Raw genomic sequence first — 23137 nt, forward strand, 5'->3', positions numbered from 1 at the left:
ATAATTGTTATTGTACGACACGAGTATAAAGGCCAATATTCTAATAAATCTCAACGAAAAAACAAGATCACACCTATACTCTAATCAACCGGATCACTGACGAGGAAACCGGAAAAAGATATAATAGAGACAAGAAGAAGCTTCTCGAAGGAAGAAGGTAAGGCTCATGGTCTCTATGCAGCTTGAAGTACCGCTTGGTTCGCAGCTCCCCTTGATCGACGCCCACATTCACCTGGATTTGTACGACGAGGTGACAAGGGAGCGCTTGCTGCAGGAATTGCCGGCTTGTGGAATTGAATCCGTGATCGCCGTCTCCATGAACCTTTCGTCCAGCCAAATCAACCTTGCGCTGGCAAAACGGCATCCGCAGCTTGTCCATCCTGCCTTCGGTTATCATCCCGAACAGCCCGTTCCGCCCGAGACGGAAAGAAACCGGCTGCTGAAATGGATGAGAGAGCACGCCGAAAACATGATTGCGGTTGGAGAAATCGGGCTTCCCTATTATTTGCGAAAAGCAGCAGCCGAACGGGAAGAAGCATTCGATCTGGAGCCTTATCTCCTTTTGCTGGAGAATCTCCTCCAAACGGCTAAAAGTTTGAAGAAACCTGTGGTCCTTCACGCCGTATACGAGGATGCCGATATTGTCTGCGACTTATTGGAGCGCCATCATATTACCGACGCCCATTTTCATTGGTTCAAAGGCTCCGATCAAACGGTTCGGCGCATGGCGGATCACGGATACTACATCTCTTTTACGCCGGATATTTTATATGAGCATGAAATTCAGAATCTCGCGCGGATGTATCCCGCGGATCGGGTGATGGCCGAGACCGACGGACCATGGCCTTTCGATGGACCATTTTGTGGTCAAATTACCCATTCCCGTATGGTTAGAAACGTCAGCGCGGCATGGGGAGACCTTCACGGCATTTCTACTGAAAAAGCCGTCTCCATGTTGTATTCGAACACCTGCCGTTTTTACGGACTATAGACAAAAAAAGAGAGCGCTAGCATTTCACTTTCGCCCCCTCTCATTATTCAATTTAAATCAAAACCCCGCCGCTTCAGAAACTCCCGCATATGAAGCCGGGACGGCTGGGTCAATTTTTCCCCCATCAATTCGGACCAAGGAGTATCTTTAACCCCGCCGGTTCGTTCCCTTAAATATTTCACCATGCGCTCATCGTAGCGCTCAATCGGTTGTTTCGTTTGGGAGTTATCGTAGGAATCCCAATGCAGCACGGCTTCCACCGGCAGTCTAGGACGTTGCCCCGGCTCTTGATCCGGGTAATCCGGGTAGCCCACGCACATGCCAAACGCCGGATATACCCACTTCGGCAAGCCGAGCAGATCGGCAACCTCTTCGCTCCGATTGCGAATCCCGCCGATATATACGATGCCAAGCCCCTGAGACTCGGCGGCAATCGCCGCATTTTGCGCCGCAAGCGCCGCGTCCACCGTCGCAATGATAAAATTCTCCGTCGTTCCCTCGTAAGATATAGCTTGCGGACGGTAGCGTTCCGCCGCATCCTTGATCCGGGACAAATCGCCGCACCATACTAAAAATACGGGGCATTGTTCCACATAAGCCTGGTTGCCGCATAGCTCAGCCAGCTTTTTTTTACGTTCGGGATCGATCACAGCAACGACGCTATAGGCTTGCATATTGCTGGAGGTGGAAGCCATCTGCCCCGCCGCTATGATCGCTTCTACCTGCTCGCGGCCCACCGGTTCCCCGGTAAATTTCCGGATGGAACGGTGAGACATGAGCAAAGACATGGTCTCGTTCATGAAATGTCACTCCCGCATTAAAATCTCTAGTCTTGTTTCTGGATTATTCTTTCCAGCGCACAGTTTCATTATGGGACATTTCATGACAAGTTGGCAAGGAAAACCAGTGCTTCTGTCGGCTATTGGCGCTCGGCTAAATTGCCATTTCCTTGGTTATTCTGAACCATGCCGAATGAATCTAATCCTTTAAACAACATATAAAAAGCCATAAACCAAACGATAAATGCGGACGCCTGGTTGATTCTTTTCAATACGGCTCCGCTCCGGTCAATGCTGCCGATGGTTCTTCCCGCCATCGCCAATCCGAAAAACCAAAACCACGACACCAGAATCGTAGCGGCCATGAACGCCCATTTGGCGTTTCCCGCATAGCTAAGCGAACTGGCTCCGATCACGCCAACCGTATCCAAAATGGCATGAGGGTTCAAAAACGTAACGGAAAGCGCAAATAGAACCTGCTTTTGGGCGGACATTCCGGATTCGGCGTTATCGCCATCGACCGCTTGCGGGCGGCTGCGAAAGATCGTCCATCCCATATAAATCATAAAACATGCGCCCAATACGAAAAACACCGTTTTGAGCCATGCCAAAGAAAAGACCACAAGCGAAACGCCCAGCACGGCAAGCGTAATCAATACCGTATCTCCAAACGCCGCGGCGAGGACGGCCGGCAAAAAGCCGAAAAGCGTTCTTTTCGCGGCCCCTTGATTGAAAATAAACACATTCTGAGCACCCAGCGGCAATATTAAGCCAAGCGCCAGCACAAACCCGTGAATGGCGGCGGTAAGCATGATGATTCCTCCTAAAAGTTTTGTGAGCGTTGCTTCTCCGAATGGGCTTCGAACAAAACTTGCTTCGAAAGTTGAATTAAAGAGGCTCAACTAAGAAATCAGGGCTTGACGGGGCTGATCGAAGAGGAAGCGTCTTCCTTTTTCGGCTAACGAACTGTAGGGCTCTTATTTATCTTAAAAGACAGAGTTTCATGTTCTAACGGACCCAGGAATCCTTATTCATCCCAAAACAGCACCAAATGCGTGCTTTCAGGTCAAATAAGGGCTGTGGGGTCCGTTACATTTCTCAAGCGCTTGATTTCGCCAGAATAACGGTATTTCAATTCGTTAGAAGGTTGACGTTCGCTGCATCTTCTTGTTAAGCACCGTTTTCGGTATGGAACGGCTGCCCCTGTACAAATTCAATCTTTATTCAACTTAAAAAGTTAAATCTTCGTACAGAACTTGCTTTGGAAGCATTCCGGAAGTTCTGTGAGTAGGTTTCATTGTAACCGCGATTCGCCAAATTGGCTCCATCCATTTGGATGGATGTTGAACCAACCAAACTGTATAATGAAAGACAATCAACCAAATCCCGGGAGGATTGTTATGGATAACATCTTTTGGCAGCCCAATCGCACCTCTCCGCTTCCGCTGCATCAGCAAATAACGGAGTATCTTCGCGATAAAATCGCCGGCGGTGAATGGCCCGTAGGCACACGAATTCCTTCGCAGCGCTCCCTTGCGGCCAGCTTTGGCGTGAACCGCAGCACCGTCGTCGACGCGCTGGACGAGCTTACCGCGGCCGGGATGATCGAAGGCAGCAAAGGCGGGGGCACCAGGGTCGTCAATCAGACCTGGGGCGTCCTTGCCTCCACGCCACCTCCGGATTGGAGCGCCTATGTTAGCTCCGGCATTCACCAGCCCAATCTGCCGGCCGTGCAAGAGATCAACAGAGCCGAATTCCGACCCGGCATCATTCGACTCGGAACGGGTGAGATATCGCCCGAGCTGCTGCCGCAGGCAGAAATGGGCGAGCTGCTGCGTCGCATGGCCGACAATGTGCCCAGTCTGGGCTACGGAGAACCAAACGGCGACCTAAGGCTGAGAGAGCTACTCTCCGCGCGAATGGAATCCCTGGGAATCGCCGCTTCCCCCTCCTCCATCCTCGTCGTTTCCGGCGCGCTTCAAGCGCTGCAGTTGATCTCGGTCGGGCTGCTGCAGCGGGGCTCCACCGTACTGCTTGAGCGCCCGTCATATTTATACTCGATTCCCGTCTTCCAATCGGCCGGAATGAAGCTCAGAGGGATTCCGATGGACGAAGCAGGACTACGGGCCGATCTTGTAGGCGCATATGCCAAACAGTACGCGGGAGCGCTTCTGTACACCATTCCTACATTTCATAATCCCACGGGCACCGTGATGAGCGAAGCTCGGCGCGAAGCGCTGCTGGAGGCCTACGAGGGCGCCAGACTGCCGGTCGTCGAAGACGATGTTTACCGCGACTTGTGGCTGGACGCTCCGCCACCTCTGCCGCTTAAAACACGGGATTCCAGCGGCAGCGTGTTGTATGTCGGCAGCCTGTCCAAAACGCTTAGCCCCGGGCTCCGCATCGGCTGGATCGCAGGGCCTCAGCCCGTCATTGAAAGGCTCGCCGACATCAAAATGCAAAGCGATTACGGCTCCAGTGCCTTATCGCAACAGGCTGCCGCGGAATGGCTCGACAGCGGCCTTTACGACAAGCATTTGGAATCCTTGCGCGTGCAGCTGCGATTAAGGCGGCAAACGGCTCTGGATGCGCTGCAGGCTCATTTTGCCGGGCTCGCAAGCTGGTCCGCCCCGCAAGGAGGATTTTACATCTGGCTGAAGCTCAATAAAGCTCCCACTCCAAGAGGACTGTTCGATGCCGCGCTGAAAGAAGGAATCCTGGTCAATCCGGGACACTTGTACGACCGAGAAGCCAATGACCGCCTGCGTCTATCGTACGCCTACGCAACCATCGACGAGCTTAAAGAAGGAATCGCCCGGCTGGCCGCCGTCGTCAAATCTTTGGCGGAATAGGCCATAAATTGGGCTTATCTCCCGCTGCATCCGTCTTACGGCTCTCAAAATTTTAGGAGCCTCGTTTAACGCAAAACAATTTACAATTAATTCTAATAGTGATATCATAAAAATATCAAATAAATATTGCTTTTAAGGAGTGTTCCGGTATGTTTAAAGAAAAAGAATTATCGTATCTGAACGGGTTTGTCGCATTTTTGTTTATGCTGGTTTTCGTGGGGGGAGGTATATATCTCATTACGCTTGTAGACGCTCTTCCGCTTACAATTGGGATCGTTGCGTGCGTCATTGGGTTTCTCATTCTTACGGGCCTGACGATTGTACAGCCGAATCAAGCCTCGGTCGTCACCTTCTTCGGACGGTACCTTGGCGTAATTCGCAAAAGCGGCTTTTATCTCGCCGTTCCTTTTTCGAACCGAAAAAAAGTTTCGCTGCGCGTCCGCAACTTCAACAGCGCCAAGCTAAAGGTTAATGACGTGAACGGTAATCCGATCGAAATCGCCACCGTTGTGGTGTTTGCGGTCATCGACTCGGCCAAGGCCCTCTTCGAAGTCGACGAATATGAGACATTCGTTGAGATTCAAAGCGAAACCGCGCTGCGCCATGTGGCAAGCAAGTACGCTTACGACCAGCCGGACAACAGCGGGTTCTCGCTGCGCAGCAACACGGAAGAAATCGCCCTTGAACTGACGGAAGAGCTGCAAAAACGCCTTGCCATCGCCGGTGTCAAAGTAATCGAGTCACGCTTGACCCATTTGGCGTACTCCACGGAAATCGCCAGCGCGATGCTGCAGCGCCAACAAGCCGAAGCAATCATTGCTGCCCGCGAAAAAATCGTCGACGGCGCCGTAACGATGGTGCAAATGGCGATTGACCGCCTGCAAAAGGATCAAGTCGTCGAGCTTGACGATGAGCGCAAAGCCGCCATGATCAACAATCTCCTCGTCGCCGTCGTATCCGACCGTTCCGCCCAGCCGGTCATTAACGCCAGCACGCTGTACTAATAAGGAACGCCATTCACGATGGCCAGCAAGAAAAGCTTTCCTCTTCGTCTTGACCCGGATCTTTATAAAGCTTTGGAACGCTGGGCAGCGGACGAATTCCGAAGTGTGAATGGTCATATTGAATACCTGCTGCGCGAGGCGCTGCGCAAAGAAGGCCGCTTGCCTTCAGTACGGGGGCCTGGCAGGGAGGAGGAAAAGCATGACACCGACTAAAAAGACCGAGAAACATTGGTGGGTGCCTAAAAAGACGCTCCTGCTACAGGATTATGCGAATCATTGCGGGGGAACTTACGTACCTGCTGTTTTTCATGGCTGGAAGTACACCGATCAGCATGTTCGCGTTGAGTTGGGGCATGACATGGGGACATGTTACGTTACGGTCACGGCTGCCGATTCCGGTTCCGGCAGCCAGGCGCTTGTGATCGGCATCAAATATATCTATCGTCCCCGCCGCAAGCTGGAATTCGAGCTATTTTCGGCAACGCGGCCCATTTTCGGTTTGTTCCGGCGCAATCTGCGGCAAGTAACGCTGCCTCATTCCGCCATGAATAAACGGTTTCGGGCCAAAGCTTCCCAGCCCAGCCTGCTGCGGACCATTCTCAAATTGGAAGGGCTTCCGGAGGCGCTGGATCAGCATCACGGGGTTTATGTCAACGTTCGTCTCAAAGAACTCAGAGCAACTTTGAGTTTAAAAGAAATCAGCAAAAAGCCGGATGTGCAATCTCTGATATCCAACATGGAATTGATGAAGCTTTTCATCAAAGCGCTTCAGGAACAAGGCATCATCTACGAGCTTGCGCAGCCCGCCATCTCCAAAACGGGGGCATCGGCAAGAAAACACGGCAAAGCCAGATAATTCGCTTATAGCAAAAAGCCCTCGGCGAGACGCGTTAAGCGACTCAGGTCCGAAGGCTTTTCTTTTTTTTCATATATGGTTTTACAAGGGTCCGATTACAATTTTACCCGCTGCAAGCGAAGCGCGTTCAGGACGACGGATACCGAGCTTAGCGCCATAGCGGCCCCGGCCAGCCAAGGAGCCAGGAAGCCCGCCGCTGCAACCGGAATGCCGACGGTATTGTAGGCGAGCGCCCAGAACAGATTCTGCCGGATGTTCCCCATCGTGCGTTTGCTCATCAATACCGCGTCCGCGACGCCGTTCAGGTCGCCGCGCATCAAGGTCACGTCCGCGGCTTCCATCGCCACGTCCGTCCCCGTGCCGATCGCGATGCCGACGTCGGCAACGGCCAGCGCCGGCGCATCATTGATGCCGTCTCCGACCATCGCAACCTTGCGCCCGCTTTCCTGCAGCTTCTTCACTTCCGCGGCTTTGCCTTCCGGCAGCACTTCCGCCAGCACCTCGTCGATGCCGACTTCAGCGGCGATCGCTTTGGCGGTCCGTTCGTTGTCGCCGGTGATCATCACGACGCGGAGTCCCAGCGCTTTAAGCCGAGCAACCGCATCCCGGGACGTGTCCTTGACCGTATCGCTGACTGCGATCATTCCGGCGAAAATACCGTCCAGCGCCACCAGCAGTACGGTCTGGCCGGCAGCCTCCAACGCCGCCATCTCGGCGAGAGCGGCGGACGCGTCCACCGCCTCGCGCGCCATCAGGCGCCGCGTGCCGGCGAGCACCCGGCGACCCTCCACGGTCGCCGCAATGCCATGCCCCGGCACCGCCTCGAAGGCGGAGGCCTCGGGCAGGTCCAGGCCGCGTGCCCGCGCCCCGGCAACGACCGCATCCGCAAGCGGATGCTCGGAGCCGCGTTCGGCCGCGCCCGTCAGCCGGAGCAGTTCGAGGTCATTCACGCCTGTGGCGGGAATGACGCTGCGCAGCTCCGGCTGCCCGCGGGTGATCGTGCCGGTCTTATCCAGCACGATCGTGTCCAGCCCTTGGGCGGCTTCCAGGTGCTCGCCGCCCTTAAACAGGATGCCGTATTCCGCGGCGCGCCCGGAACCGGCCATGATCGAGGTCGGCGTCGCCAGACCCAACGCGCAAGGGCATGCGATGACCAGCACCGCGATCGCTTTTTCAAGCGCTTCGGCGAAGCTTCCCGGATCGACCAGGAAGAACCAGACAAGAAACGTCACAACGGCGATCCCTACGACAATCGGAACGAAAATGCCGGAGATGACGTCCGCGACCCGCTGGATCGGCGCTTTGGAGCCCTGCGCTTCTTCCACGACGCGGATAATTTGCGCCAGCGCCGTCTCCTGCCCCACCTTGGAGGCCCGGATGCGCAGTACCCCGTGCTTGTTCACGGTTGCGCCGATCACCGGGTCGCCTTCCTTTTTCTCCACGGGAATGCTCTCACCGGTCAGCATCGACTCGTCTACGGACGAGGCCCCGCCAACTACTTCGCCGTCAACCGGAATCTTCTCGCCGGGTTTAACGATAAGAAGGTCTCCCGGTACGACCGATTCAATCGGTACGACTGTCTCCACGCCATCTTCGAGAACCAGCGCCGTTTTCGCCTGCAGACCCATCAGCGTTTTGATCGCCTGCGAAGAGCGCCCTTTGGCCAGCGCTTCAAACCATTTGCCCAGCAGGATCAGCGTGATCAGGATCGAGCTTGTTTCATAATACAGCTGGGGGGTATGCCCATGCGGCATTGACAAGGAATCAAGGCTCAAATATAGGCTGTAAAAATACGCCGCCGACGTCCCAAGCGCCACCAGCACATCCATATTGGCGCTGCGGTTCCGCAGGGCTTTGTACGCCCCGACGTAAAAACCGCCGCCGATGATAAACTGAACCGGTGTCGCCAGCACGAGCTGGAACCATGGGTTCATGAACAGCTCCGGCGTCCAGATCCATGACGTAAACGAGAAATGCCCCGCCATGGCCCACAGCAGCGGCAACGACAGTACCGCCGATATGATCAGCTTGTTTCTTTGCTTAACGATTTCCCGCGCGCGGATGTCCTCCGATTCTTCTTCCGACGGTTTGGGAATCGCCCCGTAACCAAGCTGGCTTACTTTATTTAAAATCTGCTCGAGCGACACTTGACCCGGGTCGTACGTTACCTGCGCCGTTTCCAGCGCCAGGTTCACGTTTGCCTGCGCCATGCCGGGGAGGCGGTTAAGCCCTTTTTCGATCCGGTTTGCGCATGCCGCGCAGGTCATCCCGGTAATCTGCAGTGTCATCTGATCGCTTGGAGCCGATAGTGCTTTTTCCATGGTAAAACCTCCAGTCACGCATTAATACCCCTTAGGGGTATATTCGAGACGGCAGAAAACGGCGTTTCTGCACGGCCTATTAAACGACGTCATACCCTTGGTCTTCGATCGCTTCTTTGATTTGTTCCACCGTCAGTTTGCCTTCGTCATAAGTAACGTCCACTTTCTTGGCGGCAAGATCCACTTTGCCCGTGGCGCCCAGTTTGGATACGGCTCCTTCTACGGATTTCACGCAGTGATCGCAGGACATGCCTTCTACGTTTAAAGTAATATTTGTCATTTTTTTCTCCTCCTAAAAATAGTTGATTTGAGATGGTTATTTCATCAATTTATTAACGGTAACGAGCAGTTCGTCGAGGACTTCCGTCTCGCCCGCTTGAATCCTTTCGACAACGCAGCTTCGCATATGCCCTTCCAGCAGCAGCCTTCCCACGCTGTTCAGCGCGGATTGAGCGGCGGCAATCTGGTTCAGCACATCGTCGCAATAAGTATCCTTCTCGATCAAGCCTTTGATCCCGCGAATTTGTCCTTCGATCCGGTTCAAGCGGCTGATCAGATTATTTTTCGTCGCTTCCGAATGGTGGCTGTGCCTTTCCTGCTTCGCGCTTTGGACATCGGCACCGTTGTCGCCGCTATTATCATGGCCCGCATAGCCAATCCCGCCGCTTTCGCTGCTGCCGCCAAACGTCAACTCATGACTGGTTTTATGATCATGTACCTGCTCCGGCATCCTTATCACTCCTTCCCGGAAGGTATATCGCCTTCCTGATGAATTTATTATAATATACCCCTATAGGGTATGTAAAGAGAATCTTTCTCACTTTAGTATTCAGCGCCGATCATCGGTGGAGAATTGCCGAAACGGACCGGGTGGATCCGGCTTAGATCGGGCTTGACCGGGTCGCTGCGTACTAACGAATCTGAGAGACGCTATTTCGCGTTTATTCGCAAGTTTCAAACTCTAACGGACTCAGGAATCGTTATTGGGCCAGTTTGCATCAGACGGAGGCATTTTTATGCCAAATAAGGTCATCTCGATTCGTTACATTTCTATTATCCGCATTTTGGGCAAAATAACGCATATAGGATTCGTTAGAATGTTTTTCGTGCAATGTAGCCGAGCAGTTCGCTCTACAGCATTCAGTTCAACAGCATTCAGTTCAACAGCATTGGATTCTGTAGCATTGGATTCTGTAGCATTGGATTCTATAGCATTGGATTCTATAGCATTGGATTCTATAGCATTGGGTTCTATAGCATTGGATTCTATAGCATTGGATTCTATAGCATTGGGTTCTATAGCATTGGGTTCTATAGCATGCGGTTCTATAGCATTGGGTTCTATAGCATGCGGTTCTACGGCATTCGGTCATACACAGTATTCAGCTCTTCTGCATTTTAATCTTCTGCATTCAGCTCTTCTCCATTCAGCTCTTCTGCATTTGGCTCTTCTGCATTCAGCTCTTCAGCATTTGGCTCTTTTGCATTTAGTTTTCCCGCCTCCCTTCCCCTATCATCGCGTCATCATTCGAACCTCCCGCACTTTATCTTCTAACCTTTATTTCCATCCCCCATCTCCATACCCCACTTCCATAATTCATTTCCATTTACCGTCCCCACACTCCATCCCATGCGCCACAAGCTCCGTGCCGGTGCATGCCGCTCAGCCGGCAGCGCAAAAACCCGCCGCCACTTTCGTGACGACGGGTTTTGCCGAACTCCGGCCCACAATATGCCGGCCGCTATTTATTTGAGCTGATATCCCCAGATCATGGTAAACAATGTCCCGAACACCGTAATCAACCCGACGAACAGCGCATAGGCCAGATTGGTGTACAAAGCGGTTTTCGTGCCGCCTTCGCCGATGTGCATGAACAAAAACAGCTGCAGCGACATCTGAACCACCGCGCAAAGGATCAGAATGACCAGTCCCGCGGTCAGAGACAAGTCAAAGAAAATGACGGACAATGCGACAACCGACAAAATCAGGGAAAATACATATCCCATGACGTGCTGTACAGGGAACAGTTTTTTCATGTCACATCAGTCCTTTCAAATAAACAAAGCTGAAGATGAAAATCCAGACAACGTCGAGGAAGTGCCAATACAGCGAGAAAATGAACGACTTGTTGGCCGTGGCCGCCGTAAAGCCCTCGCGTTTGATTTGGATCGCCACGCCGCTGCCCCACAGGAGGCCCATCGTTACGTGCGCTCCGTGCGTACCGAGCAGAACGAACAAGCTGGACAGGAACGCGCTCGTTTGAATTGTGGCGTCTTCGCCCACATAAGTCACGAACTCGCTGATTTCCACGCCCAGGAACACGAGGCCAAAGGCCAAGGTGATCAGGAAAAACACCACAAACGGTTTGCGCAGGCCCAGCCGCATGGCATGGATCGCCAGCCCGCAGGTGAAGCTGCTCGTCAGGAGCACAAAGGTCTCGATCAGCACCGGTCCGATTTCAAAAATCTCGTGTCCGTCAGGACCGCTGCCCGTTCGATTCCACAGCGTCAGGTATACCGCGAACAACGTGGAGAACAGGACGATTTCCGCGCCCAGGAAAAGCCAGAATCCGAAAATCTTATTGCTGTTTTCTTCCGTGCTGTATTCAAGCGGCAGCGTATGATCTATTTTCATGCGTGTTCACCCCGCAATTTCGTATCCGAATTCATCCGGCTCGCCAAGGCGTTTTCGGTTTTGATGATTTCGCTCACCGGAATATGATGTCCGTGGTCGCGTTCAAACGAACGCACCGCCAGCATGATAATCACGCCGAGACCGGCCACAATCGCCGGAATCCACCAACTGAACACCATGAAAAATCCAAAGAAGAAGAAGATTCCGCCCAGAATAACCGGCTGCCCGCTGTTGTTCGGCATATGGATCTCTTCGTATTTCCCCTCAAAAATCGGTTCTCCGCCTTTCTTGGCCTCCCAAAACGGATCCAGTCCGCTGACTTTAGGAGTGATAGCGAAGTTGTATTCCGGCACCGGACTATGCGTGCTCCATTCCAGGGTACGCGCGTTCCAAGGGTCGCCGGTCGTATCTCTTTCCGCATAGCGGAAGCTCCAATAGATGTTGTAAACCAGGTAGATGAAGCCTACGGCCAGACCTACCGCGCCGATCGAAGCGATCAGGTTAAGCGGTCCGAATCCCGTGTCCGCGGAGTAGGTATACATCCGGCGTGTCATGCCTTTCAGTCCCAGGAAGAACAGCGGCATAAAGGTCACGTTGAAGCTGATCGCAATGATCCAGAAGGCGATTTTGCCCTGTTTGTCGTTCAGCCTGAATCCGAACAGTTTCGGGAACCAGTAGTAGAAGCCGGCAATTACGGCAAATACGGTACCCGGAATCAGCACGTAGTGGAAGTGAGCGACCAGGAACATCGTGTTGTGGTACTGGTAATCGGCGCTGGCCATGGCCAGCATGACGCCGGTCACGCCGCCGATCGTAAAGATCGGAATAAAGGCAAGCGAATACAGCATCGGCGTCGTAAATTCGATCCTGCCCTTTTGCAGCGTAAACAGCCAGTTGAAGATCTTAACCCCGGTAGGCACCGCGATCAGCATAGTCGTAATCGAGAATACTCCGTTTACCATCACGCCATGACCCATCGTATAGAAGTGATGCGCCCATACGAGGAAAGACAGCAGCGAAATGACGACCATACTGTAAACCATCGACCGGTAGCCGTACAGGTTTTTGCGCGAGAAAGTCGCAATGATTTCACTGTAAATCCCGAAGGCCGGCAGAATAACGATATATACCTCCGGATGGCCCCAAACCCAAAATAGGTTGGCCCAAAGCATATCCATCCCACCGTTCGCCATCGTAAAGAACTGTGTGCCGAACAGCCGGTCGAACATCATCAGCGCCAGTGCGATCGTGAGCGCCGGGAAGGCAAACAAAATGATGACGCAGGTAATGAGCACGGACCAGGTAAACATCGGCATCTTCATCAGCGTCATGCCTTTCGCCCGCATCTTGAGGATGGTGACGATGAAGTTCACGCCGGTCATCAGCGTACCGATCCCGGCGATTTGCAGCGCGATCGTGTAATAATTGTTCCCTACCGTCGGGCTGAACTCGATGCTAGCCAGCGGGAAATACGCCGTCCAGCCCGCGTCCGGAGAACCCCCGATGACGAAGGAAATGTTGAACAGCATCGCTCCGGCGAAAAACAGCCAGAAACTGACGGCGTTCAGCCTCGGAAACGCCACGTCACGGGCACCGATCTGCAGCGGAATGACCACGTTCATAAGCCCGATGATAAACGGCATCGCCATGAACAGGATCATGATGACCCCGTGCGTCGTAAAGATTTCGTTATAGTGCTGCGCGTCGAGCAATCCGTTCTCCGGTATTGCCAGTTGAGCCCGCATCAGCAGCGCATCCACGCCGCCGCGGAACAGCATCAGCAGCGCGGAAATGATATACATAATACCGATTCGCTTATGGTCAACGGTCGTTAACCATTCGCGCCACAGGTAGCCCCATTTTTTAAAATAGGTAAGTCCGATGAGAATCGCCAAGGATACGACCACGATGCTGACCATCGCGCCATAGATCATCGGTTCTCCAGTGACGAAAAATTCGTCCCATTTCATGTCAAGCTGCTCCCTTCTTTATTCCTAAGGTTACGATTGGTTTGTTATTTGCCGTCTTCGGAACTCATGTCCATTTGCGAATGGTCCATGCCTTCCATATCATCCCCGCCGGATGAGCCGTCAGCTTCCGTTCCGCCGTGGTTATGCCCGGCATTTTCTCCTTCCGGAGCGGGTCTGAAGTCAAGATGCGTCGAGGTGTAGGTTTTGCGGCCGACGAATTCGGTGTTCAGCAGCTTGTCGAATTCCTCTTCCGTAAGTTTAGGCGCCGAGCCTTTCACGTCTTTCACCCAATCGTCGTAATCTTTCTGTTTCATAGAGAGAACCTCAAACTCCATCTGAGCGAAGCCTTTGCCGGAAAAGTTCGAGTTCTTGCCCAAGAATTGGCCTTCATTCTCGGCAACAAGATGAAGCGTGTTCACCATGTCGCTCATTGCGTATTTCTGTCCGCCCAGCTGCGGCACCCAGAAGCTCGTAATCGGTCCAAACGAGTACAAACGGAATTCAATCGGCCTATTCACGGGAATGTTAACGTAGTTAACCGTCTCGATTCCCTCCTCCGGATAACTGAAATGCCATTTCCAGTTGGAAGAAGATGCGTAAATGACCAGCGGTTTCTGATTTTCATAGCCATCCGGCACTTTTTCTACCGCGTAGGTGCTTCGAACGGTAACGACGGACAGGACCGCCACGATAATGACCGGAATAATCATCCAGGTGAATTCCAGCCATTTGCTGCCCTCGATATGAGGCGGTTCGTAATCCGGAGCCGCTTTGGAAGCGCGGTACTTCGTCAGCATGTAAATGTACAAAACGTAAACAACCAATAGGATAAACGCCATTACCAGGATAGAGAAAATAATGACGTTAGATTGGGTCTTGGCCACCGGACCTTGCGGATTCAATACGGTCAGCGAATTACAGCCGGTCAAGAGGACAAGAAGTGCTGAAAATAGTGCTAGCAGCAACCCTTTCCTTTTCATAGGATACCGATACCCCTTTCTCAATTGTGAACATCATCCGGTACAAGCCGCGGATGAATTCGTTTTCCAGTTAAGAATTATGTTAGGTAAGCCTTCATCGAATAACAATTCATAGACAATGTAATTTATGTAAATATTTACTAATTGATGATGTGATAATTGTCCTATTCGGCATGCAATATGGTCAAAATAAGCCGTTTAAGTCGGAATAACGGCAAATAACGCGATTTTGATAAATGTTCACAAAAGCTTTCGCGACATGATAGTTCGCAAAATCGTCATATTTAATCCTCTTTTTTGTGATTAAATTCACTTTTTAATGTATGTTTTCATTCATTTTTAATAATTCACGATTTCGTCATATTTCACATGATTTGTACATTTATCTTCCGAATAGTCATGTTCATAAAACAATAATCATTGTAAAATGAGATCGATTATCAATAAATGGCGGATGCGCAAAAGGTGGGATCAACATGAATCGGCGTTTGCCCAAATGGCCTAAATGGATCGGTATGCCGGTTCTATTCTATATCTTGATGCTGGTATGTTCCGCGTCCGTATCCGCCCATGCCTACGTCGTTTCTTCTTCTCCTGCGGCGGATGAAATTGTTGAAGAATCTCCCGGCAGCGTTTCCATTCTGTTTAATGAACCGATCGAGACGGCCTTCCATTCGCTGACGGTTACGGGCCCAAGCGGCAAATCGGCCGATATGAATGACGCCGGGATTGATCCGGACAATCCTTCCCGGTTAGTCGTCCGTTTACAGCCGGATTTGGCAAACGGGATTTACAGCACCGATTGGAATATCGTTTCCGGAGACGGTCATCCGGTGTCGGGAACGTTTGCGTTTCAAATTGGAGACGGGCAATCGGGCACAGCTCTCTACCATTCCCCCTCCGGCAGGGATGAAGGATTCCCCGGATACGGACTAATCGCCGTCCGTTTTTTGTTCTACGCCGGGATCGCCATATACATCGGAATGCTTCTCTTCGAACCGGTTCTTCTTCCCGAGTATAACCGGAATGAAGACGGACAATTGCGTCGGCGCAGTCTTGGCGGACTCTGGCTGGGGTTCGTTATGACGACGGCCGGTATATTGTTTAGCCTGCCGCAGCAAACCGCGGACGACGCGAGAATCGCGTTTAAGGATGCCTGGAGTTCGGACTTACTGCAGGAAACGCTTAGATATACCACCTTCGGCGAGGTATGGAAATATCAGGCCATGATTCTCCTTGTCATGCTGGGAGTTACCGTTTTTCTACCCTTTATTGACGTTGAAACGGCTGAAAACCGGGGAAAAAGGATTACGGGAGTGCTCTTACTGAGAGGCTCGGCGCTGCTGGGCGCCGGAGGTCTGCTGCTGTCCAAAGCCTTTATCGGCCATGCGTCGACATCCGACTGGAAAAGCTTCACCGTGACGGCGGACTTTCTGCATCTGGCCGCATCCCTGACATGGGTTGGAGGTTTGCTTGCCTTGGCATGGCTGCTCCCGGCGGCCGCAGTTACCAGGCCGGATCCGGCCCCAAAAGCGGTGTATTGGCAAGCCATCCGCCGGTTCTCGATGCTGGCCTCGGCTTGCGTCACCGTCCTCCTGTTGACGGGCCTCTTCGGAAGCCTTATGAATGTTCCTACCTGGTACAGTCTTTTTTCTACGACTTATGGACAGGTGCTCTTGGCCAAAGCGGCTTTGACGCTGGTCATGCTGGCATTGGGCTTTTCCGCTTTTCGGCGCGGACGGAAGCAATCGCGGCCGCTTGGCCCCGGCATATGGGTAGAGTTCGCTGCCGGCATCGGCGTGCTGCTGCTCGCAGCGCTGCTCGCCAATTTGCCGACTGCGGCGTCGAACCCGGGGCCGGCTCATTTGACCGGCTTTACCGCCGGCGGTTACCGGATTCACGTTGACATTACCCCAAACCGGCCGGGGAACAACCTTTTCACGGTAGGCATTGATGATCCGGCCGGACATCCACTTAAGGAGTACGAGCAGATTACGCTAACTTTGACCTCGAAAGACATGAATATGGGGAAAATCGAAATCATACTCCCGGGAAGCAAAGCGCCTCAGATCGAGGAACTGCTAAACATGGGCGGACGCTGGAATGTTCACGTACACGTCCTGCTGAAATCCTTGGATGCCCTGGACCTGGATTTATCGCTCAGAGCCGGTTATTCATAACAAGATTATATGAGGGAAGGAGATTTCCATGTCCAGAACGAACTTATTTTCCCGTTTCGCAGCCATGAGCGCCGCCGCAATAGCCGGTTTGCTGCTGTTTGCCGGAATCGCATCCGCTCACGTCACCGTATCGCCGGGCGAATCCGCTCCGGGAGCTTGGGAAACGTACTCTATCAAGGTTCCCGTGGAAAAGGACATTTCGACCGTCAAGGTTACGCTCAAAATGCCGGAAGGCTTGGAATTCAAGCAGTACCGTCCTATCGCGGACTGGGATATTCAATTGACCAAGGACGAAACCGGGCTGGTTACGACGGTGACTTGGACGGCGGATGGGGACGGCATCGCTCCGGGTGAGTTCCAGCAGTTTGATTTTGTCGCCAAAAATCCGAACGAGGAAGTTAAGCTTGCCTGGGACGCTTACCAATACTACAGCGACGGCAGCGTGGTGGAATGGACCGGCGACGAAGGCAGCGACGCGCCCCATTCGCTGACGGAGCTTACCGCTAAAACGGGCACCGGAGAAACGGCCTCGGAGGGGCATGATCATGACGGCGAGACGGGAACAACCGGCAGTGCTGCTGTAGAGACCGGAAATAGCGGCGCCGGAGACCCCGTTGCGGCGCAGCCAAGCGGCTCCACCGCGAACAGCGAAACAGGCGTTATCCTGTCGGCCGCCGCTCTGCTCGTATCGCTCGGGGCGCTTGCGATTTCCGTGCGAACCGCGCGAAAAAAAGCCTAAACCAAACCTCCGGGCACCCGCAGCCTTAGCTGCCGAATGCTCGGAGGTTTTATTATTTACAGGCGTATGCTACTCCGCCGTCAGCGCCGATGTATCCTGCGGATCCCGACCGGCGGTTTTGGACTCCGGGGCAACGCCCAAAAGACACAGAAACGCAAGAAGCATTCCCAGGGACGCGCTGATAAACAGCGCCGAATAACCGAAAGTATCGATAAGCAAACCGAGGAGCGGCGGAGAAGTGATGGCGGCCAGCGAGGATACGAAATAATAGATGCCGGTCCGAGTGCCGATGCTTTCCTCCCGCCCCGTTGAGACAATCCAAGGATAGGAATTAATGTTGATGCAAGCCCAGAAGACCCCGCCGATGACCAGCAGAACGCGAAGCAGCGGAATGGATTCCACGAAAATCATCACGCCGAAAATCAGGACCAAGCCCACGAGCCCGGTCGAGATGACCGCCTTTTTGCCAAAGCGGGCACCGAGCCAGCCGCTGGGCAGTGCGAAAACCAGAAACGCCAGCGAAAAAAACGTAAGCGAGAAAGAAGCGGCGCTGTCGCTCATGCCGAGATGCTTCGTTCCGTACAAGGTAAACAGCGCCTCTACCCCCTGATAGGCTACAAACCAGAAAAAGATGGCCGCAAGGATCAGCGAAGTCGTTTTGTCCAGCTGTTCCTTGATCCGTACCGGTTTTTTCGGTTCGGCGGTTTCCTCGCCATATTCCTTCGCCGCCGGCTCCTTAATGACGAGCTTCAGGACGACAAGAGAAATCAGCATGATGATGCCGGCAAACAAAAACGGTACGTAAGAGCCGATTCCGTACAGCATCGAACCGACGCCGAAAGCCAGCACCGAGCCGATTCCGCCCATAAAGTTGATGACTCCGTTTGCTTTCGTCCGCTGTTTTTCCGGGGTAATGTCCGGCATCAAAGCGACGGTCGGAGCGCGGAACACGCTCATCGACAAATTCATTAATACCATAAACAAAACTAGGGTAACAAAACCCGTATGTAAAGGAATCAAGGCGGCAAACACGGCCCCCAGCGGCATGCCGATCAGCAAATAAGGCATTCTGCGCCCGAATCTGGTGTTTGTCTTGTCGCTGCGGTGACCGATCCATGGCTGCAAAATAAGGGCAAAATAATTGTCAATCGTCATCATAAACCCGATCATGGCGGCGCTTTTCAAATAATCTTCCAAGAAGAGCGGAACAAACGCGTTATATAACGCCCAGGTCAAGCTGATGCTGAAAAACCCGAGTCCCAGCAGCCATGTTTTTTTCATCCGCTCACACTCCCTGCTTGGCGATCAGTTCGGCGAGACGATCCGGATAATCGGTAATAATTCCGGCAACCCCGGCTTTGATCAGCGCTTTCATAACGCTTTGTTCGTTGACCGTAAAAGGATGATAGACGATTCCATGCTGCGCCGCTTCGTCGACCAGTTCCGGCGTCAAAGCGTATTGGTACGCATGCAAGGCGCCCGCTCCAACCTTTTTGGCGTATTCCCACGGCTCGTACAAGCCTTCCATATACAAAATACCGGTGCGAATATCCGGCGCCAGCTGTTTGCATTCGACCAGAGAATAATGATTGAAGCTGGATAAAATAATTCGATCCTCGATGCCGAAGCGCCGTACGGTTTCGATCACCTTTGCTTCGATGCCGGGGTATCTGACGATTCCGTTTTTCAGCTCCACATTGACGATCGTATCCTTGCCTTCTACAAGCTCAAACAGCTCTTCCAGCGTGGGGATCCGGGCGCCTCGAAAATCCTCATGGAACCAGGAACCCACTTCGCAATTTTTCAATTCCGCCAGCGTCAGGTCTTTGACCCATTCCGGCGTTCCCCCGGTGCGAGTCAGCGTCTCGTCATGGATCAGCACGAGCTGCCCGTCCTTGCTCATCTGCACATCCGTTTCGATCCCGGTGGCCCCAAGCTCCAAAGCCCGGGCAAAGGAAACTGCCGTATTTTCCGGACAGTGTCCCGCCGCTCCCCGATGCGCAAAATTAATGATCTCGCTCAAAGAAACAACCTCCCTCAATTTATTTAAAATTAGTATTATCCATCCCTCTACTATATTCCTTCAATGTTAGGGCAAAATAAAAGACGTCCCGTGAAACAATGACGGATGCCCGGAAATATTGCCCCCGCCAATATTTTCACAAAGACGTCAAAGGAGAAACGGATTCTCCGCCGTTTTCATTAAAGCTGCTTCCTTAACTCCACATTTAGCAATTCAGCTTCCCGGATCGCCATGGCATCCTGAAAAATGTCCCCCGGTTTGCTGGCTTTCCCGATCACATATCCCGCCAACGGCATGCCGACAAAATCAAATGCATACTGCAATTGTTGAATAAGGGGAAGCGCCTTGATTCGAGGGTTGTCGCCTCCGACAATGATTGCGTAAGCCGTTTTTTGTGCAATGGCTTCCTTGAAGTTATACCCGGGGTCCCGCAGACTTTGTGACCAGCGGTCCATGAAGTTTTTCAAAAGCCCCGACGTCCCATACCAATAAACCGGCGTAGTAAAAATCAAAATATCATGCTCCAGCACTTCCTGGATCAAATCGTCATAATCGTCTTCGACCGGATCAAATCCACCCTCGTCATGCCTCTGGTCATGAATCGGGACGATACGTTTCTCCCGCAGGAAAAAGTCCGTGTGAGGGATGCCGTCCAAAGCCAGCTTGGTAAGCTGCTCCGTATTCCCCCCTTCTCGTGAGCTGCCGTGCAATATCGCGATGGTCATGTCGCCACTTCCTTTCTTTAATGTGTTCCTCCGTTAAACGGCTGCCCTATTGTTATACTATGCACTCCGCCCGAAATGCTACCCTCAAGTGTCCGTCCCCCCGACTTCCTGACGAGGAAGCAACCCGACCAAGGTCCAGTTCACAAACCGTCCCAAGCCCGTTATGCGCCGCCATTAATCCAGCTACAATAAAACCATGAACAGCAAACCAGATCGTAAACACGATTACAAATAAAAGAAAGCGAGTGGATTCTACATGAAAAGATTATTTCGTTCGGCAACGGACAAACAAATCAGCGGCCTGTGCGGAGGTATTGCCCGGTACCTGGGACTCGATTCGACCTTGGTCCGCCTGATCTCCGTAGTCGCCGTATTCATCAGCTTCGGGACTGTGGTTGCCCTGTACATCATCGGCAGTATCATCGTACCGAAGGAAACGGTGGGCACTTTCGGTTACGATGATCCTTTTTCAAACTTCTAATTCATTATTCACCAAAGGAGAGAAAAAAAATGAGCCTATTTGACAGAATCGCCAACTTAGCTAAAGCCTCGATCCATGAAGTCCTGAACAAAATGGAAGATCCGGTGGTTATGACCGGGCAGTATTTGCGAAACCTGGAAGATGATATCAATACCCTGGAAAACCTGCTGAAAGAACAGAAAATGACTGTAAGCGTCAAAGAACGCAAAAGCGCCGATATCGCCCACCTGTCCAAACAAAGCGAGGTTCGCGCATTAACCGCCCTGGAAAGCGGAGATGAAGCTACCGCTCGCCACGCGGCGGCGGAGAAAATCCGCTACGAGGAACAGGCAAATCAATACGAAGCGGAAGCCAAAGCCGCTCGCGATCATGTTCTGGAGCTCGAACTGCGCCTGAAGGAAGCCAAAGAAGAATATGCGAACTTGAAGGAAAAAAGAAATGAACTGGCGGCCCGCGCCCGCAAAGTAAGCGAGCACGCTCAAGCCGAACGGCCAAACGTCAGCCGCGGTATTGAAAGCGGCGCAGCCGCCCGCGGATTTGAACGTATGGAAGAGAAAATTCTGGAGTGGGAAGCTGGCGAACAAGTTCGTTCCGGTGCCGCCTTCGGCAGCGGAACCAATTCCACAGCCGATACGCCGGCCGTTAACGCTGAATTAGAGCGGCTGAAAAATCAGCTGTCGTCGCGGGAATAACTCCGGTAGCAATCCAGGTTATCCATAAGAAACGAAAAACCAGCGAGTCCCCGGCCTAAACCGGAAAGGGACTCGCTGGTTTTTATTTTAAGAAGGTTACTTGCCTTCCTTGGTTTTGAAAACTTCTCCGATCGCCCCGAGCGTACCCAGCGTTTCGATCGCGTTCGATGGAATAAACACCTTGTTGGCAGGCCCTTTCGCGACTTCTTTCAAGGCCTCGAAAGATTGGTAAGCGAGTACCTGTTCATTCAACGTAGCTTCGCGCAGGAACTCGATCCGCACTTTCTCGGCTTCAGCTACGGATTGAATTGCCGCCGCTTTACCAAGCGCTTCAAGCTCTTGCGCCTGACGCAAGCCTTCGGCTTCGCGAATACGCGCTTCCTTGTCGCCTTCCGCCTTGAGGATTTTACTTTGCTTATCCCCTTCGGCGCGAAGAATCATATCCTGCTTAGCGGCTTCGGCTTCAAGGACAATGGCCCGTTTGTTCCGTTCCGCCTTCATTTGTTTGTCCATCGCTTCCTGAATATCGAGCGGCGGTTTAATGTCGATAACTTCCACGCGCTCGATCCGAACGCCCCATTTTTCCGTTGCTTCATCGAGCGCAATCCGGATTTCCGTCGAGATTTTCTCCCGGCCGGACAGTGTTTCGTCAAGCTCCAGTTTACCGATGATTTGCCGCATGGTTGCGGTGGAAATGTTGCGTACCCCATAAACGTAATCGGAAATCCCGTAAGTCGCTTGTTCCGGCCCGACAACCTGATAGAAAATGATCGAGTCGATCTGTACCTGAACGTTATCCTTCGTAATTACCGTTTGCGGCGGAACATTGGCTTGTTGAATCCGCAGATCATGATACAAACGCACCTGGTCAATCACCGGAATCAAAATGTTCAACCCCGGATTCAGCAGCCGGTGAAATTTCCCGAGCCGTTCAACAACCCCAACCCGCTGTTGAGGTACGACCTTGACCGTAAGCGAGATAAAGACGACGACAACGATAACAATGACGGCGATAATTGCCCATTCCATTAAGAAATTTCCTCCCATCGTTCTACTTCGATAATCGTACTGCTTCGGTGAATCACCCGGACCAGATCATCCTTCAGGAGGGAACTCGTGGAGGTCGCACTCCAGGTATCCCCGCCGACCTTCACGATTCCGAATTGTCCCGGCTCGATCGGTTCGACGACCACGCCTTGCTTTCCTACCAGTTCGGTACCGGTATCTTTAAATCCTTTGGATGCCCGAAATTTTCTTACGAGCGGTTTGGTAAATACGGTCAGAACCACGGCCACCAAACAGCCCGCCAACACTTGCAGCAAAAAAGCGTCCGGAGCCGCAAGCGCGATAATCGCCGCTACTCCCGCACCAATTGCCAGCCAAAGGAGATAAAAAGTAAGCGACATCATCTCAAAGACGAGCAAAACGCCCGCGATGATCAGCCAAACTACCCATGCATCCATCCCAGCAGATGCACCACCTTTCCGCATTATACTAATATATACGGTGACCATACCAAAAAGTATCAAACAATGAAAGCTAATTGTTCATAAGACTCTTCAAATGACGGGGGATCCGGTTCCCCGGTGTTCCGAAAAACGGGTGCTAGTCACTGCTGCTGTTTGTTTTGTCCTTTGAAGCTGGGGCTCGAACCGATTAAGGGCAATTATTGGCGCTATTTTGCCGTTTTGGCATATGTTCAAAAAAATAAGGGACTTTAATATCGCTATTCTTCGCATTTCTCGCAAAAATCGTCTGTTTGAGACAGTCTGGCCTGGAATAGCGCCATTTTGTTCCCCTATTTTCTCAATTCGGCTGTTCATTTATGAAATAACGCCCTTATTGTCCTCTATTGGCGGCCGGGTTTATTCCGGAAATTTAAAAACCGGCATCTACGCCGGATGCCGGT

General features: G+C 52.4%; 23 protein-coding genes. 9 read left to right on the forward strand and 14 right to left on the reverse strand.

Annotation, left to right across the window (positions count from 1 at the left end):
* Positions 1–166: 166 nt before the first annotated feature.
* On the forward strand, positions 167–991 hold the full coding sequence (locus tag ACI48K_RS14715; protein WP_475028363.1) for a TatD family hydrolase: 825 nt from the start codon (positions 167–169) through the stop codon (positions 989–991).
* 47 nt (positions 992–1038) lie between these two features.
* On the opposite strand, the gene nfsA is transcribed toward ACI48K_RS14715, so the two are convergent.
* Positions 1039–1791, reverse strand: a complete 753-nt coding sequence (gene nfsA, locus ACI48K_RS14720) for an oxygen-insensitive NADPH nitroreductase (protein ID WP_475028364.1) — start codon at positions 1789–1791, stop codon at positions 1039–1041.
* A 119-nt stretch (positions 1792–1910) separates the two neighbouring features.
* On the reverse strand, positions 1911–2582 hold the full coding sequence (locus tag ACI48K_RS14725) for a LysE/ArgO family amino acid transporter (protein WP_475028365.1): 672 nt from the start codon (positions 2580–2582) through the stop codon (positions 1911–1913).
* A gap of 588 nt (positions 2583–3170) precedes the next feature.
* On the opposite strand from ACI48K_RS14725, the gene ACI48K_RS14730 reads away from it, so the two are divergent.
* The 4 genes from ACI48K_RS14730 (at position 3171) to ACI48K_RS14745 (ending at position 6482) form a co-directional block, all read left to right on the forward strand.
* Complete coding sequence (locus ACI48K_RS14730; RefSeq protein WP_475028366.1) at positions 3171–4622, forward strand: aminotransferase-like domain-containing protein; 1452 nt, start codon at positions 3171–3173, stop codon at positions 4620–4622.
* Between the two features lie 149 nt (positions 4623–4771).
* Positions 4772–5626 (forward strand): SPFH domain-containing protein, encoded by an 855-nt coding sequence (locus tag ACI48K_RS14735; protein ID WP_475028367.1) that lies wholly within the window; start codon positions 4772–4774, stop codon positions 5624–5626.
* An 18-nt stretch (positions 5627–5644) separates the two neighbouring features.
* Positions 5645–5839, forward strand: a complete 195-nt coding sequence (locus ACI48K_RS14740) for a type II toxin-antitoxin system antitoxin (RefSeq protein WP_475028368.1) — start codon at positions 5645–5647, stop codon at positions 5837–5839.
* Positions 5826–6482: a hypothetical protein gene (locus tag ACI48K_RS14745; RefSeq protein WP_475028369.1), complete on the forward strand. Its 657-nt coding sequence runs from the start codon at positions 5826–5828 to the stop codon at positions 6480–6482. Before ACI48K_RS14740 ends, ACI48K_RS14745 begins: the two co-directional genes overlap by 14 nt.
* A 95-nt stretch (positions 6483–6577) precedes the next feature.
* On the opposite strand, the gene ACI48K_RS14750 is transcribed toward ACI48K_RS14745, so the two are convergent.
* The 7 genes from ACI48K_RS14750 to qoxA all read right to left on the reverse strand — a co-directional run bounded on the left by ACI48K_RS14750 (position 6578) and on the right by qoxA (position 14388).
* Positions 6578–8803, reverse strand: a complete 2226-nt coding sequence (locus ACI48K_RS14750; RefSeq protein ID WP_475028370.1) for a heavy metal translocating P-type ATPase — start codon at positions 8801–8803, stop codon at positions 6578–6580.
* A gap of 79 nt (positions 8804–8882) precedes the next feature.
* Positions 8883–9083, reverse strand: coding sequence for a copper ion binding protein (locus ACI48K_RS14755; RefSeq protein WP_475028371.1), 201 nt, complete (start codon positions 9081–9083; stop codon positions 8883–8885).
* 36 nt (positions 9084–9119) lie between these two features.
* On the reverse strand, positions 9120–9533 hold the full coding sequence (locus tag ACI48K_RS14760; protein ID WP_475028372.1) for a metal-sensitive transcriptional regulator: 414 nt from the start codon (positions 9531–9533) through the stop codon (positions 9120–9122).
* A 1016-nt stretch (positions 9534–10549) separates the two neighbouring features.
* On the reverse strand, positions 10550–10840 hold the full coding sequence (qoxD, locus tag ACI48K_RS14765; protein ID WP_475028373.1) for a cytochrome aa3 quinol oxidase subunit IV: 291 nt from the start codon (positions 10838–10840) through the stop codon (positions 10550–10552).
* Position 10841: 1 nt separating this feature from the next.
* The gene (qoxC, locus tag ACI48K_RS14770) at positions 10842–11438 is read right to left on the reverse strand and encodes a cytochrome aa3 quinol oxidase subunit III (RefSeq protein ID WP_475028374.1); all 597 of its coding nucleotides are present in this window, start codon (positions 11436–11438) and stop codon (positions 10842–10844) included.
* Positions 11435–13408: a cytochrome aa3 quinol oxidase subunit I gene (gene qoxB, locus ACI48K_RS14775; protein ID WP_475028375.1), complete on the reverse strand. Its 1974-nt coding sequence runs from the start codon at positions 13406–13408 to the stop codon at positions 11435–11437. Before qoxB ends, qoxC begins: the two co-directional genes overlap by 4 nt.
* Positions 13409–13452: 44 nt before the next feature.
* Positions 13453–14388 (reverse strand): cytochrome aa3 quinol oxidase subunit II, encoded by a 936-nt coding sequence (gene qoxA, locus ACI48K_RS14780; RefSeq protein WP_475028376.1) that lies wholly within the window; start codon positions 14386–14388, stop codon positions 13453–13455.
* 476 nt (positions 14389–14864) lie between these two features.
* On the opposite strand from qoxA, the gene ACI48K_RS14785 reads away from it, so the two are divergent.
* Together ACI48K_RS14785 and ACI48K_RS14790 are read left to right on the forward strand one after the other, a co-directional pair.
* Positions 14865–16568 (forward strand): copper resistance CopC/CopD family protein, encoded by a 1704-nt coding sequence (locus ACI48K_RS14785; protein WP_475028377.1) that lies wholly within the window; start codon positions 14865–14867, stop codon positions 16566–16568.
* A 28-nt stretch (positions 16569–16596) separates the two neighbouring features.
* The gene (locus ACI48K_RS14790) at positions 16597–17307 is read left to right on the forward strand and encodes a YcnI family copper-binding membrane protein (RefSeq protein WP_475028378.1); all 711 of its coding nucleotides are present in this window, start codon (positions 16597–16599) and stop codon (positions 17305–17307) included.
* A gap of 69 nt (positions 17308–17376) precedes the next feature.
* Here the strand turns inward: ACI48K_RS14790 and ACI48K_RS14795 are convergent, their stop codons facing one another.
* The 3 genes from ACI48K_RS14795 to ACI48K_RS14805 form a co-directional block, all read right to left on the reverse strand.
* Positions 17377–18588: an SLC45 family MFS transporter gene (locus ACI48K_RS14795; protein ID WP_475028379.1), complete on the reverse strand. Its 1212-nt coding sequence runs from the start codon at positions 18586–18588 to the stop codon at positions 17377–17379.
* Positions 18589–18592: 4 nt separating this feature from the next.
* Positions 18593–19330 carry a glycerophosphodiester phosphodiesterase gene (locus ACI48K_RS14800; RefSeq protein ID WP_475028380.1) on the reverse strand — a complete coding sequence of 246 codons (738 nt, stop codon included), beginning with the start codon at positions 19328–19330 and terminating at the stop codon, positions 18593–18595.
* Positions 19331–19509: 179 nt separating this feature from the next.
* Complete coding sequence (locus ACI48K_RS14805; RefSeq protein WP_475028381.1) at positions 19510–20055, reverse strand: flavodoxin family protein; 546 nt, start codon at positions 20053–20055, stop codon at positions 19510–19512.
* Positions 20056–20311: 256 nt separating this feature from the next.
* Here ACI48K_RS14805 and ACI48K_RS14810 point away from each other — a divergent pair, with 256 nt between their 5' ends.
* Positions 20312–20536 (forward strand): PspC domain-containing protein, encoded by a 225-nt coding sequence (locus tag ACI48K_RS14810; protein ID WP_475028382.1) that lies wholly within the window; start codon positions 20312–20314, stop codon positions 20534–20536.
* Between the two features lie 29 nt (positions 20537–20565).
* Positions 20566–21228, forward strand: a complete 663-nt coding sequence (locus ACI48K_RS14815; protein ID WP_475028383.1) for a PspA/IM30 family protein — start codon at positions 20566–20568, stop codon at positions 21226–21228.
* 96 nt (positions 21229–21324) lie between these two features.
* On the opposite strand, the gene ACI48K_RS14820 is transcribed toward ACI48K_RS14815, so the two are convergent.
* Both ACI48K_RS14820 and ACI48K_RS14825 read right to left on the reverse strand, forming a co-directional pair.
* Complete coding sequence (locus tag ACI48K_RS14820) at positions 21325–22257, reverse strand: SPFH domain-containing protein (RefSeq protein WP_475028384.1); 933 nt, start codon at positions 22255–22257, stop codon at positions 21325–21327.
* Positions 22257–22691, reverse strand: coding sequence for an NfeD family protein (locus tag ACI48K_RS14825; RefSeq protein WP_475028385.1), 435 nt, complete (start codon positions 22689–22691; stop codon positions 22257–22259). The genes ACI48K_RS14820 and ACI48K_RS14825 overlap by 1 nt, the downstream gene beginning before the upstream one ends.
* Between the last annotated feature and the right edge of the window lie 446 nt (positions 22692–23137).

The organism is Paenibacillus terrisolis, from assembly GCF_056171975.1.

What these genes read in the sequence shown, in the direction of transcription:
- ACI48K_RS14730 (WP_475028366.1), top strand. Translation starts at nt 3,171, where the DNA reads ATGGATAACATCTTTTGGCAGCCCAATCGCACCTCTCCGCTTCCGCTG.
- ACI48K_RS14735 (WP_475028367.1), top strand. Translation starts at nt 4,772, where the DNA reads ATGTTTAAAGAAAAAGAATTATCGTATCTGAACGGGTTTGTCGCATTT.
- ACI48K_RS14750 (WP_475028370.1), bottom strand. Translation starts at nt 8,803, where the DNA reads ATGGAAAAAGCACTATCGGCTCCAAGCGATCAGATGACACTGCAGATT.
- qoxA (WP_475028376.1), bottom strand. Translation starts at nt 14,388, where the DNA reads ATGAAAAGGAAAGGGTTGCTGCTAGCACTATTTTCAGCACTTCTTGTC.
- ACI48K_RS14715 (WP_475028363.1), top strand. Translation starts at nt 167, where the DNA reads ATGGTCTCTATGCAGCTTGAAGTACCGCTTGGTTCGCAGCTCCCCTTG.
- ACI48K_RS14805 (WP_475028381.1), bottom strand. Translation starts at nt 20,055, where the DNA reads ATGACCATCGCGATATTGCACGGCAGCTCACGAGAAGGGGGGAATACG.
- ACI48K_RS14790 (WP_475028378.1), top strand. Translation starts at nt 16,597, where the DNA reads ATGTCCAGAACGAACTTATTTTCCCGTTTCGCAGCCATGAGCGCCGCC.
- qoxC (WP_475028374.1), bottom strand. Translation starts at nt 11,438, where the DNA reads ATGAAAATAGATCATACGCTGCCGCTTGAATACAGCACGGAAGAAAAC.
- ACI48K_RS14795 (WP_475028379.1), bottom strand. Translation starts at nt 18,588, where the DNA reads ATGAAAAAAACATGGCTGCTGGGACTCGGGTTTTTCAGCATCAGCTTG.
- qoxB (WP_475028375.1), bottom strand. Translation starts at nt 13,408, where the DNA reads ATGAAATGGGACGAATTTTTCGTCACTGGAGAACCGATGATCTATGGC.
- ACI48K_RS14820 (WP_475028384.1), bottom strand. Translation starts at nt 22,257, where the DNA reads ATGGAATGGGCAATTATCGCCGTCATTGTTATCGTTGTCGTCGTCTTT.
- ACI48K_RS14810 (WP_475028382.1), top strand. Translation starts at nt 20,312, where the DNA reads ATGAAAAGATTATTTCGTTCGGCAACGGACAAACAAATCAGCGGCCTG.
- ACI48K_RS14740 (WP_475028368.1), top strand. Translation starts at nt 5,645, where the DNA reads ATGGCCAGCAAGAAAAGCTTTCCTCTTCGTCTTGACCCGGATCTTTAT.
- nfsA (WP_475028364.1), bottom strand. Translation starts at nt 1,791, where the DNA reads ATGAACGAGACCATGTCTTTGCTCATGTCTCACCGTTCCATCCGGAAA.
- ACI48K_RS14725 (WP_475028365.1), bottom strand. Translation starts at nt 2,582, where the DNA reads ATGCTTACCGCCGCCATTCACGGGTTTGTGCTGGCGCTTGGCTTAATA.
- ACI48K_RS14785 (WP_475028377.1), top strand. Translation starts at nt 14,865, where the DNA reads ATGAATCGGCGTTTGCCCAAATGGCCTAAATGGATCGGTATGCCGGTT.
- ACI48K_RS14815 (WP_475028383.1), top strand. Translation starts at nt 20,566, where the DNA reads ATGAGCCTATTTGACAGAATCGCCAACTTAGCTAAAGCCTCGATCCAT.
- ACI48K_RS14755 (WP_475028371.1), bottom strand. Translation starts at nt 9,083, where the DNA reads ATGACAAATATTACTTTAAACGTAGAAGGCATGTCCTGCGATCACTGC.
- qoxD (WP_475028373.1), bottom strand. Translation starts at nt 10,840, where the DNA reads ATGAAAAAACTGTTCCCTGTACAGCACGTCATGGGATATGTATTTTCC.
- ACI48K_RS14760 (WP_475028372.1), bottom strand. Translation starts at nt 9,533, where the DNA reads ATGCCGGAGCAGGTACATGATCATAAAACCAGTCATGAGTTGACGTTT.
- ACI48K_RS14825 (WP_475028385.1), bottom strand. Translation starts at nt 22,691, where the DNA reads ATGGATGCATGGGTAGTTTGGCTGATCATCGCGGGCGTTTTGCTCGTC.
- ACI48K_RS14745 (WP_475028369.1), top strand. Translation starts at nt 5,826, where the DNA reads ATGACACCGACTAAAAAGACCGAGAAACATTGGTGGGTGCCTAAAAAG.